Source organism: Dickeya aquatica, assembly GCF_900095885.1.
GTDB classification, from domain to species: Bacteria; Pseudomonadota; Gammaproteobacteria; order Enterobacterales; family Enterobacteriaceae; genus Dickeya; species Dickeya aquatica.
Genome location: NZ_LT615367.1, coordinates 1,682,049 through 1,694,611, shown reverse-complemented (window position 1 = coordinate 1,694,611; position 12,563 = coordinate 1,682,049). Strand labels below are relative to the sequence as shown.

The 12,563-nt window shown below is 55.2% G+C and carries 12 protein-coding genes and 1 riboswitch; of the genes, 1 reads left to right on the top strand and 11 read right to left on the bottom strand.

Annotation, left to right across the window (positions count from 1 at the left end; genetic code table 11):
* Window positions 1-135: 135 nt before the first annotated feature.
* The 8 genes from moaE to DAQ1742_RS07405 form a co-directional block, all read right to left on the bottom strand.
* Entirely contained in the window at window positions 136-585 is a 450-nt protein-coding gene (moaE, locus tag DAQ1742_RS07440; protein ID WP_035342704.1) for a molybdopterin synthase catalytic subunit MoaE, read from the bottom strand.
* 3 nt (window positions 586-588) lie between these two features.
* Window positions 589-834, bottom strand: a complete 246-nt coding sequence (gene moaD, locus DAQ1742_RS07435) for a molybdopterin synthase sulfur carrier subunit (RefSeq protein WP_035342705.1) — start codon at window positions 832-834, stop codon at window positions 589-591.
* Complete coding sequence (gene moaC / locus DAQ1742_RS07430) at window positions 831-1,313, bottom strand: cyclic pyranopterin monophosphate synthase MoaC (RefSeq protein ID WP_035342706.1); 483 nt, start codon at window positions 1,311-1,313, stop codon at window positions 831-833. The genes moaD and moaC overlap by 4 nt, the downstream gene beginning before the upstream one ends.
* A gap of 17 nt (window positions 1,314-1,330) precedes the next feature.
* On the bottom strand, window positions 1,331-1,849 hold the full coding sequence (gene moaB / locus DAQ1742_RS07425) for a molybdenum cofactor biosynthesis protein B (RefSeq protein ID WP_035342707.1): 519 nt from the start codon (window positions 1,847-1,849) through the stop codon (window positions 1,331-1,333).
* A gap of 70 nt (window positions 1,850-1,919) precedes the next feature.
* Window positions 1,920-2,909 (bottom strand): GTP 3',8-cyclase MoaA, encoded by a 990-nt coding sequence (gene moaA / locus DAQ1742_RS07420; protein ID WP_035342708.1) that lies wholly within the window; start codon window positions 2,907-2,909, stop codon window positions 1,920-1,922.
* Window positions 2,897-3,041: riboswitch (molybdenum cofactor riboswitch) on the bottom strand. Its footprint overlaps the gene before it by 13 nt.
* Before the next feature lie 243 nt (window positions 3,042-3,284).
* Entirely contained in the window at window positions 3,285-3,464 is a 180-nt protein-coding gene (locus tag DAQ1742_RS20690) for a DUF2474 domain-containing protein (RefSeq protein ID WP_035346073.1), read from the bottom strand.
* A 20-nt stretch (window positions 3,465-3,484) separates the two neighbouring features.
* Window positions 3,485-4,492 carry a cytochrome d ubiquinol oxidase subunit II gene (cydB, locus tag DAQ1742_RS07410; protein ID WP_035342710.1) on the bottom strand — a complete coding sequence of 336 codons (1,008 nt, stop codon included), beginning with the start codon at window positions 4,490-4,492 and terminating at the stop codon, window positions 3,485-3,487.
* Window position 4,493: 1 nt separating this feature from the next.
* Complete coding sequence (locus tag DAQ1742_RS07405) at window positions 4,494-5,876, bottom strand: cytochrome ubiquinol oxidase subunit I (RefSeq protein WP_180706271.1); 1,383 nt, start codon at window positions 5,874-5,876, stop codon at window positions 4,494-4,496.
* A gap of 564 nt (window positions 5,877-6,440) precedes the next feature.
* On the opposite strand from DAQ1742_RS07405, the gene yvcK reads away from it, so the two are divergent.
* On the top strand, window positions 6,441-7,352 hold the full coding sequence (gene yvcK, locus DAQ1742_RS07400; RefSeq protein WP_035342714.1) for a uridine diphosphate-N-acetylglucosamine-binding protein YvcK: 912 nt from the start codon (window positions 6,441-6,443) through the stop codon (window positions 7,350-7,352).
* Between the two features lie 62 nt (window positions 7,353-7,414).
* On the opposite strand, the gene DAQ1742_RS07395 is transcribed toward yvcK, so the two are convergent.
* Genes DAQ1742_RS07395 through DAQ1742_RS07385 form a run of 3 tightly spaced genes read right to left on the bottom strand, consistent with a single transcriptional unit; the run spans window position 7,415 to window position 12,558 of the window.
* Window positions 7,415-8,842, bottom strand: a complete 1,428-nt coding sequence (locus DAQ1742_RS07395; RefSeq protein ID WP_035342716.1) for a hypothetical protein — start codon at window positions 8,840-8,842, stop codon at window positions 7,415-7,417.
* 2 nt (window positions 8,843-8,844) lie between these two features.
* Window positions 8,845-10,839 (bottom strand): prenyltransferase/squalene oxidase repeat-containing protein, encoded by a 1,995-nt coding sequence (locus DAQ1742_RS07390; RefSeq protein ID WP_232046605.1) that lies wholly within the window; start codon window positions 10,837-10,839, stop codon window positions 8,845-8,847.
* 3 nt (window positions 10,840-10,842) lie between these two features.
* A complete protein-coding gene (locus tag DAQ1742_RS07385; protein ID WP_035342721.1) occupies window positions 10,843-12,558 on the bottom strand; it encodes a hypothetical protein in 1,716 nt (571 codons plus the stop codon).
* Between the last annotated feature and the right edge of the window lie 5 nt (window positions 12,559-12,563).

The window sequence follows — 12,563 nt, the reverse complement described above, 5'->3', positions numbered from 1 at the left end:
TTCGTGTTTTTAATAATAGCCTGTTTTGTTGTGTTTTTTTATCTGAAGTGCGATGGGTTATGCCGCTTATCATGTAGCGATGGCAATCAATGCCCCTCGCTACACAATCATCCACGGTTATCTGACAAGCCGCGGCTACCAGCGTGTGGCGGCATGATGGTCGCTGTCGCGGGCATCCACCCAGCGGTCGCCTTGCGGCGTGGCCTCACGCTTCCAGAAAGGCGCGCGGGTTTTGAGGTAATCCATAATGAATTGTGCGGCATCAAAGGCCGCGTGACGGTGTGCACCGCTGACGCCAACAAACACAATTTCATCACCGGGGTAGAGCGCCCCGATGCGATGAATCACGCTGACCCGCGCCAACGACCAGCGCAGCCGGGCCTCTTCGACTATTTGCGCCAGCGCTTTTTCCGTCATGCCTGGGTAATGTTCCAGCGTCAATGCGCTGACGCTGTCACCAAGGTTATGGTTACGCACTTTGCCGGTAAAAGTGACGACCGCCCCTTCGCTATCGCCATCGGCAAGCCAGGCATACTCGTCACCCACGCTGAAAGGCGCTTCACCAACCTGAATACGTGTTTGCATCACTCAGCCCCCGGTTACCGGTGGAAAAAACGCCACTTCATCGCCCTCGGCCAGCGGATGAGTCATCGCCACCAGCGACTGGTTCACCGCCGCCAGTAACTTGCCCTCTTCCAGCGCCAGCGCCCAGCGTTCACCACGCAGGCACAGTGCGGCGCGCAATGCAGCCACATCGGGATATTCCGCCGGCAACGATAAACGCCCGGTGCCGGTCAGCTCGCGTACCTGAGCAAAAAACAGCACGGTTATCATAGTGCCTCCGCGTTAAAATCGCCGGACTTGCCACCGCTTTTCGACAGCAGCCGCACCGGGCCTATTACCATGTCTTTTTGTACCGCTTTACACATGTCGTAAATGGTCAGCGCCGCCACCGACGCCGCCGTCAGCGCTTCCATTTCCACACCGGTTTTGCCGCTCAGGCGGCACCATGACTCGATGCGCACCCGGTTATGTTCGGGCTGGGCCTCCAGCTCCACGGCCACCTTGCTCAGCAGCAGCGGGTGACAAAGCGGGATCAGCTCCCAGGTGCGTTTTGCCGCCTGAATACCGGCAATACGGGCGGTGGCAAACACATCACCTTTATGGTGACGGCCTTCCATTATCATGGCGAGGGTTTCGCCCGACATCACGACAAAGGCTTCGGCACGGGCATCGCGCACCGTTTCAGCCTTACCAGAGACATCGACCATGGCCGCCTCTCCGGCGGCATTAATATGTGTCAGTTGTGCCATAACGCTTTACTTTTCGCTTAAGAACGACGGGTTAAATGAGGATACAGGTTGCACGGTTTGTGCCGGGCATCCAGTTGTTCAACAATGATGCGCTCCCAGGCGGTGCGGCACGCGCGGGTCGAGCCCGGCATGGCGAAAATCGCCGTCTGATTGGCAAGTCCCGCTATCGCGCGCGACTGAATGGTCGCGGTGCCAATCTCTTCATACGACACCATGCGAAACAGCTCGCCGAACCCCTCGATTTCAAGGTCAAACAACGGACGCAGCGCTTGAGGTGCCACATCGCCCGGCGTAAACCCGGTGCCGCCATTAATCAAAATCACCTGTACGTCGTCGCGGGCGACCCAGACACTGACCTGAGCACGCACTTGATAGAGGTTTTCCGGTACGATGGCGCTTGCCACCAGTTGATGACCGGCGAGTTGCGCGGCTTCGCGCAGGTAATCGCCGGAGGTATCCTCATCGGCTCCCCGGCGCGACGAGATAGTCATCACCGCCACCGTTAGCGGAACAAATTCGCTGCTGACCTTGCTCATAAACACTCCTGACAGTCTGTCTTCCTGTCACATCAGGCCCGCTGGCGTGACAGAGAAATCGGGCGTGGCCTTAGCCACCGATAAACGCGAGATTGGGGGTGATGCCGCTGTCGCCTTCATGCAGAAAATGCGCCTGCCGTTTGTGACTCAGCCCACCGGAAATACGCTGCTCCAGCGCCTGCTGTTGGCTGTCATCCGCCAGCAGGTCGCGCAGCGCAATACCCTGCTCACCAAACAGGCAAAGGTGCAAATTCCCGATGGCTGACACCCGCAGACGGTTGCAGCTCTGACAGAAATCTTTCTCATACGGCATGATGAGGCCGACTTCGCCGAGATAATCGGGGTGAGAGAACACCTGCGCCGGGCCATCGCTGCGTGCCCGCGCCTGTTGCTGCCAGCCCTCACGCAGCAACTGTTCGCGGATAACCTGCCCGGAAACATGGTGGCGACGAAATAACTCGCGCCCTTCGCCGGTTTCCATCAGTTCAATAAAGCGCAGTTGGATAGGCCGGTTGCGGATCCAGTCAAGAAAGGCAGGCAGTTGATGATGGTTAATGTCTCGCATTAACACGGTATTGATTTTTACGCGCGCAAAGCCGCAGGCAAACGCGGCATCAATCCCGTCCATCACCTGACGAAATTTATCCTGCCCGGTAATGGCATGAAAGGCGCGCGCATCAAGGCTGTCCACACTGACATTCAGCGCCGTCAGCCCGGCCTCACGCCAGTTTGCCACCTCACGCGCCAGCCGATAGCCATTGGTCGTCACCGCTAACTGGCGAATACCGGGGTTATCACGAATGGTGGCAATGATGTCGGTGAAATCACGGCGCAACGAAGGCTCGCCGCCGGTCAGGCGCACTTTTTCGGTGCCCAGCGCGGCAAACGCCCGGCTGACACGGCGAATCTCATCGCGGGACAAAAAGCGCTGGGAAGCATGGCCGTTTGGCTGATAGCCATTCGGCAGGCAATAGGTACAGCGGAAATTACAGACGTCGGTTATCGACAGGCGCAAATAGTAAAACTTGCGCGCAAACGCATCAGTCAGTTGACTCACCATAAACACCTTTCCAAATACGGGAGATGCGGGCATTTCTACCCTGCACCCTGGTGGCCCGCAGGCCACGGCCAAGGAACCCTATTCGCGTATCAGCGCAAACGTAGGCTCCAGGGCTAGGAGTTTGATTCTCAGGCTACACATGCGGTGCAGCCGGACAACCGTGATAGTGAAGAAGTCTATCGCCAAACCGGATTATCCGTCACTGAAAATGCGGTATATAATTCGATATATAGCGGATTTCATTCACTATTTTCGCGTTCAGCATAACGAAAAGCCAGCCAACTTCCGTGACCTGAATCATGGGATGGCGCATCTCTCCCTGCTCACATCAGTGTCAGACGGGACAGCAGGAGGATGAAAACAGACCGCATAGACTCAATGCGCTTTCAGCCCGGCGGCGGTCATCAGCAGGCGGAACAGCGTCGCAACCACGCCGAGTGCCAGTACACTGGCTCCCCATAGCAGCGCCATCCATAACAACCGCTGCCAGAGCGAGCGAACCGGGTTTTCCGGCCTCGCCGGGTTTGCAACAGGGTGTCTGGCTCTGCCAGGCATAGGAATCGTAAAAAATTTCATCAATGATAGCCCTCATCCGGCTGGACTTTTCCCCGGAATACATAGTAGCTCCAGCCGGTATAGCCAAGGATCACCGGGAGAATCAGCAGCGCACCGACCAGCATAAACCCCTGACCCTGCGCCGGGGCGGCGGCATCCCACAGCGTCAGCGACGGTGGAATGATCATCGGCCACAGGCTGATGCCAAGCCCGGTGAAACCAAGGAAAATAAGCCCCAGCGTTAACAGAAATGGCGAATAATGCGCTTGCCGACGGACACCGCTCATAATACCGATAGCACACGCCAGCACCAGTAACGGAACCGGCGCAAACCAGAACAGATTGGGCGACGAAAACCAGCGTTCCCGCACAGCCGGATGCGCCAGCGGTGTCCACAGGCTAATGACCGCAATCACCACCAGCAGCGCCAGCAACAGTAACGGCGTCAGCGCTGACATGCGGCGGTGCAAATCCTGCCCGGTCTTCATGATAAGCCAGGTGCAGCCCAGCAGAGCGTATGCCACCACCAGCCCAAGACCGCAGAACAGAGTAAAGGGTGTCAGCCACCCCAGGGCCGGGCCGGAGAAATGGCGATCGGTCACCTCAAAGCCATTGAGTACCGCGCCGACTGTTACCCCCTGAAAGAAGGTGGCGACCAGCGAGCCCCACATAAACGCCTTGTCCCAGAATGGGCGGTGCGATGGCGTAGCCTTAAAACGGAACTCAAAGGCCACACCGCGAAAAATCAGCCCCACCAGCATCAGCGTTAGCGGAATGGTCAGCGCATCAACGATCACCGCATAGGCCAGCGGAAACGCACCAAACAGACCGGCTCCACCCAGTACCAGCCAGGTTTCGTTGCCGTCCCACACCGGCGCAACGGTATTCACCATCACATCCCGATCGGCCGCGCGGCGGTTGAAGGCAAACAGCAGCCCAATCCCCAGATCGAACCCATCCATCACGATATACATCAGTGTTGCGAAAATGATGATGGCAAACCAGATGACAGAAAGCTCAATACCCACGTTATTTCTCCTCTTCCTGCGTCTGTTGCACCGCTGGCCCACCGAGAGATGCCAGAGGCTCAACGTCAGCCTGCGGCCCCTGCTTAAGTAACCGCACCAGATAGGCGTACCCCACGCCAAATACCGACAAATACACCGCGATAAACAGCAACAGGCTGATACTCATTTGCAGAGAGCCGTGCGCCGATACCGCATCGCGGGTGCGTTGCAGACCATAAACCACCCACGGCTGGCGGCCGACTTCGGTGGTAAACCAGCCTGCCAGAATGGCAATCAGCCCGGATGGCCCCATCAGCAAGCTAAACCACAGAAATGGCCGCGACTGATAGAGCCGATGGCCCCGGCGCAGCCAACACCCCAGCACCCCCAGCAGGATCATCAGCATTCCCAGCCCGACCATGATGCGAAATGACCAGAACACCACCGCCGAATTGGGCCTATCCTGCGGCGGAAAACTTTTCAACGCCGGGACTTGCTGCTCAAGGCTGTGGGTCAGAATCAGGCTGCCCAGATAAGGGATTTCCAGCGCGTAGCGGGTCGTTTCCTGCGCCATATCCGGCCAGCCAAAAAGAATCAGCGGCGTGGGCTCGCCGGGTGGGTTGTCCCAGTGGCCTTCAATCGCCGCGATTTTAGCGGGCTGGTATTTCAGCGTATTCAGGCCGTGCATGTCCCCGATCAGCGCCTGAAGTGGCGCGACAATCAGCGCCATCCATAACGCCATCGACAACATTTTGCGTATCGCCGTGGTGTCGTTATGACGCAGCAAGTGCCAGGCGGCGCAAGCGCCAACGAAAAAGGCGCTGGCAAGGAACGCCGCCGTTGTCATATGCAACAGCCGATAGGGGAACGAGGGGTTGAAGATAACCGCCAGCCAGTCTACCGGCACCACCACACCCTGCTGAATGTCGTGGCCCTGCGGGGTTTGCATCCAGCTATTGGAAGCCAGTATCCAGAACGTCGAGATAATCGTACCCAGCGCCACCATGCAGGTGGCGAAGAAGTGCAGACCCGGCCCTACCCTATTCCAGCCAAACAGCATCACGCCGAGGAACCCGGCTTCGAGAAAAAACGCGGTCAAGACTTCATACGTCAGCAGCGGGCCGGTAATACTGCCTGCAAAGCTGGAAAATCCGCTCCAGTTCGTACCGAACTGATAGGCCATAACCAGCCCGGACACCACGCCCATACCAAAATTGACCGCAAAAATTTTCGACCAAAAATGATAGAGCGCACGATAGTCGCTATTTTGGGTTTTCAGCCATAACCCTTCCAGCACCGCCAGAAAACTGGCCAGCCCGATGGTGATGGCAGGAAAAATGATGTGGAAAGAGACCGTGAACGCAAACTGGATCCGCGCCAGATGAAATGCATCGAGTCCGAACATGTATTACCTCTGGGCCGTCATCAGCCCTGCTATAAATTGACTTTACTCTGGGAATAAAAGACCTGCGGAAAAAAACGGCGCATTAAAAACGTATGCATGAACTATGTATGCCACTACCGGGATACGGCGTGAGGGATCTTAAAATGACGGCGGAAAAATAGACATAAACAGTCTGGAACGATTACGCTATAACAGTTTGTATTGATTAATTCACTGCCATTATTTCCTGCTATAAACACATTAGATATTTATTTAAAAACAAAAACATAAAAAAACCATAACAGCATTTTTCATTTCACCTTACCGCATGTGAAATGACGATTTCATGGCACCTGCTGTTGATATTCCCGCAACGCTCATCGCGCAATACCAGGCTGTTTTTCCACCAGCGTATTGTGCGGGCATACCGCGCGCTTTACTGCCGCACCCTCATTCATTCTCTTTTATTTCATGCCTGACAGCCGGTTTCAGCGAAATTTATGCATGCTCTGATGCTGCCTGAGCAAAGGATGTGGTATATATCCGCTACTTTTTCGGGTAGCTCGCTGGAAGATAAGGGGAATTATGGGTAATCGCACGTTGGCGCAACTGGATCGTGTCGTGGCATTGGGCGGCGGCCACGGCCTCGGGCGCGTGATGTCATCACTCGCCTTTCTGGGCTCACGGCTGACGGGTATCGTCACCACGACCGACAACGGCGGTTCCACCGGCCGGATTCGCCGTGCCGAAGGCGGTATTGCCTGGGGCGATATGCGCAACTGCCTGAATCAGCTCATTACCACGCCAAGCGTCGCCTCCGCCATGTTCGAGTACCGCTTTAACAGTAATGGCGAGCTCTCCGGCCACAATCTTGGCAACCTGATGCTCAAAGCGATGGATAACCTCAGCGTGCGCCCGCTGGATGCGATTAACCTGATTCGTGACCTGCTCAAAGTCGATGCCCACCTTATCCCGATGTCAGAACAACCGGTTGACCTGCTGGCTATCGACACCCAGGGTCAGGAAGTGTATGGCGAAGTCGAGGTCGATCAACTGGTTGCCCTGCCGCAAGATTTGCTGCTCTACCCGGCCGTTAGCGCCACGCGAGAGGCGCTGGAAGCCATCGCACACGCCGAACTGATCCTGATTGGCCCCGGCAGCTTTCTCACCAGCCTGATGCCGCTCTTGTTGCTTGACGATCTGGCGCAGGCGCTGCATCACGCCCGCGCGCCCGTGGTGTATATCGGCAATCTGGGGCGTGAGCAAAGCCCGATCGCCGCCCGCCTGACGCTGGCGCAGAAGCTACGCTGGCTGGAGGAGAAGATGCATCAGCGGACGATAAACGCCGCTATCGTCTCTCCCTTGATTAACACGCAAGACACCGATGGCCGTCTGATTATTCGACACGATCTGGCCGCGCACGATGTCCCGTACCGGCACGATCGCGCGTTACTGCGTCAGGCGCTGGAGCAGGCGGTTGCCGCGCTCAAGCTGTAATGCCCCACCGCCCGTGTCTCGTCCTCTGTCCCCTCATTCAGGGGACGCATCTGTCCCCTTATTCAGGGAACGTAAATCGTTTCATAAATGGATGACTGGTCATTGATATTTTTCGTCGAGCCATCGGCATAATGAATTTGCAGGCTGTATCGGTAGGTTATCGTGGCAGCGGGATTGAGGATCACCTGAAGCGCCGAGACTTTTACCTGCACTGATTGTTGTAGCACCTCGGCACTCAGCACCCGCGTTTTATTGCCAGCGCTTATCAGAATACGCTCAATCGGTTTCGGCCCGTTTGGATCGAAGCTGCCTTTACGACTGACGAAGGTTAACGTTCGGGTAATATCAACCGGCGCGCTCTGGTCGATAAACAACGCCGGTTGGTTTTTATATTGCGCATCCAGCGTGAGCTGCACCGCCAGCGTATCGGCTGGAAATCCCTCTTGTTTGACCGACAATTCGCCTTTTAACAACATATGCTGGGCGGCGGTAGCAAAAAACGCATCCCAGATTTTACCAAATTGCGCTGAGGGCACAGTAAAACCATCGGCAATACCGCTTTGCAGGTTAATCAGCGCATTCGGCTGCGGTGTTTTTCCTGCCGGGAGCCATAATTGCAGCTCAAGCTGACTGGCACTGGCAAACGGAATTAATGTGCTATTGGGCTGTGCGGCAGAAAACGCCGTGGCAGCGAGACGAATACGTTGCTGATTGACTTTCGGCAATAAGAAATATTCAAAGGTAACATTCACCTGATCCGGCTCGGTTGCCCCTTCCGGTACTGAAAATGAAATGGACAACATCGGTTTGTTATTATTAGCACTGTCGGTTGCCAGCATGAACTTATCGGGCAAATAATAAAAATAATCCCTGCTGCGGTTATCCTGATAATAATTATACCAGACATTATTATAGTCTAGCGGTTTAAGAATTAACTCCAGACGCGCAGGCGGTGGCGCGATACCCTGATAAATATAGGGGTAATAATTTTCAGCAAAATAAAATATTTTCGGGTCAGTGATGGTATTGAGCATATCGTCATCCGTGCGAATCAATACCACCAGCGTGGTTTTTGCATCATAATTCGACAGTGCGCGTAATAATGCATCGCGCTGCTCAAGTCTGGTTAATTTAAGCCGGGCCGTATAGCGCCGGTCGGGCAGTTGAGAGACCGCATCAAAGACCATTTCGCTAAACTGGCCAAACTGACTAAAGCTGAGCACCACATAAGGAATGACCGGAACCGATTGATTAAGTGAGAAATTCACTCTCAAACTCCAGCTGGTGCCATCCGATTCGGTGATAATTTGATAACGCGTTTCTCCTGAAACGATTTCCGTATTAACGGCGGCGGTTAAGTCATCCGGCAGCGCGGCGGCACCTGATTCTAATGCCCGCCCGGTCGCTGATGGTGATGAAATAAACTGTTGCTGCGCATTCTCCAAAATAATTTTATTCAATGCCACTAAATTATTCAGAAAAACATTCATGATTATTTCCTCGTCGTGGTAGTAGCCGAGCGGTGGTTATGACAGACAGAGAGATACCGAAAGCGCGCTAAACTGGATGATGTCCACAAATACAAACCATCATGACGGCGATAAAGCGGAATTTCGGCTGGAATACCGGTAGCTCGCCATTTTTTTAATGGTTCAATCAGCGTGTCCAGGTTTTCCACCCCCAGCGCGCGGGCATATTCCAGCGCCACCCGCCACTCATTAGGATGCGCGTAATAAGGTATTAAGGTATTGAGGCGCGAATAATCATTCTGACTCCAGCGAAACGCATTATGCAGCATCGTCATAATACGGTGGTACGCCGGGATCGTACTCGCCTGCGCACCATAATAGCGGTGCAGTAAAATCAGTGCATTGGTGTTCACGCAGCAATCCAGTTGCCGAATGTCATTCTCTGCTTTCATCCAGGTATGAAACACCTGACAGCTCGCCCACTGATGCTGTGGCGCGGCCAGCCGCGCATCCACGCGTTCGAGCTGGTAGCCATTCATGTGCATCAATGTTTGCCGTACCGTCCCGGCACAAATGCGGCCAAATTTATACAGCAGTTCCGTAATAATTGCGGTGTCATCAATGTCCGGCACTATCGTCTGCTCCCCCATCCACGCGGGGTGGGCATCCGGCGGCCAAAAGCTAAAATGCCCCTCGCTGACCTGACAGCGCATCAAAAAATCGAGCGCCTTGTCGATATAACCGGCCGTTTCAGGTGCGTAGTCAAGCGTTCTTACTACCTGCGCAGTGACAAAGGCATTGTCGTCCTGATACCAGCGCCCGTCAGGGGTTCTGACCATACTGGCAAAAGCCCCGCTGGCCTGTTGCTGTTGCCTGAGCAGGGTGGTCAGCGGTGCACCGGTGCTCTTGGCTGACGGGCGCGGGGCTTTCAGGTTAACTTCGTTAAATACCGATTGTTGCGGGCTGAAGGTGTAACTGATGCCGGTTCTGCCCGCCGCATCCACCGCAAAACCGATAACGTTAAACTGTAGCGGCACCTGACGACGGATGAGGTGATGCAGCAGCGGCGTCCCCTGAGTGTTGCCCGCACCCGCCTGATGGAGCAACGCCTCCATTTTTTCTGCTGCCGGGGCGACGCCCCCCAGAAAACCGGGAGCCAGGGTAAACAGGCTAACACTGTCGGGCTGATGGGTTTGCGATCGCGCTGATGGCCGGTACACCACACTAAAGCCGTAGGTGGTGGCCGGAAATGCCGTTTTTTCCGGCAGCGCTGCCAGCGCCCGCACGAGCAAGGCTTGCAGTGCGGGAAACTGCGTTTCACAGCCAAAATAGCGCATGACCGCCGCGATATCCGCCAGCGTAATTTCTGCGCTATGCCATTGATAGTAATACTCGGTTGGTGCATCAGGCTCGTCGGGATAGTGGCCTAGCATCAATAACGTCAGCCCGGCGTTCGCCAGCGCGTGCCTGTCGCTGGCACAGGCGGCGTGGGGAAACGGCGAGTGACGCAACGCCTCAAATGCGCGCGCGGTCGGCGGCATTTCGGCATAAATCTTGGTGCTGGCGGCATCCGGGCGGTATTTGCGGCCAATCCAGCTACCAAAACGCAGTGGCCGGGCTGCGTCGGCGCACGTTTGTATGTCGGCTAACGCCGCCAGCGCGGTACGCGCCGCCGGTGATAGCGTGTCATCAGGCAACAGGTGCGGATAGAGCGCCTGCAATGCCGATAGCTGGCACGATTGCCGGAACAATGGCACGAACGGATCCAGCGTACACGCGATGGCCTGCGGCCTGAGCGTCGAGGCGGTAAACTCGACCGGACTGCCGTTATAGGCCAGCAGGCTGGTATTAAACGCCGCCGACAGCAGGCCGGAGGCCATGCGATGCTGCACAACCCGCATCACATCCTGGCGCAACGCTTCTGCCTGATGCGGCGCAAACTCGCACAAGGCCGTCACCAGCGCCGCTAACGACGCCGGGACAACCGCAACCGACTCATCGGTCATCGTCGGGTTCATCGATCACGCCGACACAATAATGGCGGCCGGGTTAGGATTCCCCTGCACCGTTCGCGTGTCGCCACCAGCCTCAAAATAGGTCACGCTGTACTCAATCCGCCACGGTTTTTCCGTCGGGCAGCGGTATTTGAAGGTTTGCATCGCACGGTTATCCGCCGTAAACGTGTACTTCTTCGTCTTTTTACGCAGGCTATCGTCCTGGTAATTTATCTCGACGACTATCTGGTTGTAGTTATCCCACACCAGCTTTTTATCCAGCATGATGTTTATCGTGTTGAAGCTCAGGAATGTGCTGGGGTCGAGGTTGATAAGCTGGGAGGCCGTTTGGGTCTGTTGCAGATAACTGGTGCTGCCTTCCCATCCCGAGGTGCTGGCGGTTTTGAAGGCGAATTCGCCTTGCAAATCAAAAAGCTCATTGGCATTGCCGCTGCGCGCGACCGTCTGGCTCCATTGGCTGTCATCGTGTGTGAAGGCCGCCGTCGTGTAGACGCTGTTGTTATAGGCCAGTTTGAATGACGCCGCTTTGATACCGTAATCATCAAAGCCATCCGGCCCCAATACTGTCAGGTCGATTTTCTGGAAGAACGGGTCGTTAACATTGACCTCAATATAATAAGGCGGCGCTTTCGGCGCTTGCAGCAGCTTAGAACCAATGAAGTTTTGCGGCACGGCCGACTGGGTAATGGCGCGCGATGAGGTGTAGTTAACGTTGAGTCGTTTGACCTCTTCGATTCTGACCACTTTCAGCTCCAGCGAGGCACAGGGGAACAGTCCGCCCTTGCCCGCTTCACCGCCGCCGCCTCCTTCACCACCACCCCCTTCTCCGCCCTCGTCACTTTTCCCGCCACCGCTCTCCTGCGCCTTTTTCTGGTTACTGATCAGCGCATCCAGAATGGCATCTCTGGCTGATTTGGATTGTTCGTTGCTTTCAGCATTCGGTTTGATGCTGGCATCAAAGAAGCTTTTCAGCAGTTCCTCTTTAACAAACTGTAGCGCCCACTCTTTCTCCTTCGCCGCCTGCTCATCAGGCAGACTCTCCGTCACCGTGATAACCAGTTTTTGATCTTGCTGAAGTTTTTTAATCACCGCATCAAACCCCAGCCAGAAGCTGGCCGGTGTTTCTACCGGTATGGGAATATTGATGCCGAATTTGGCACCAAATTCCTTATAGATACTGTCAAACTCGGCTTTGACCTCCACTTTCAGCGCCGGTGTAATACCGGTATAGGTCAGGTTATAGGCCACCGCTGCCGGTGCCTGCGCCTGATTAAACGCCGCTTCCAGGATAACCGCCTGTTCAGGGGTCAGTTTGGCGCTGAAAATCGCCGAGTTATTGCCAAACAGACTCGGGCTCTGGGCGCTAATCAATTGCCCATTGCCGTTTTTTACATCCAGCACAAAGAAATCGACCGTACCGCTGTCAAAAGGGACCGGGGCTTTTCTGGCTTGCGGGGCAGCGATTTTCATCTGGCTGAGATAAGTGCGAAACGCGCTGTTGAGCGTGGTTTCATCGAGTGCGGTATTTACCTCGAAATTAAGATAGCCGCCCTGCTGGTTTGACCCGTCGCCGGTGTATTTAATTAGCGAGAACACCGGTTTCCTGTCTTTTTGCGCGATATGGAGATCACCCGGCATATACCAGAACTGGTTTTCATCGGCATCATCGGCAAAAAAGGTAATATTATTGATAGTCGCGGTCTTTTCTCTCAGTAATAACATGACGT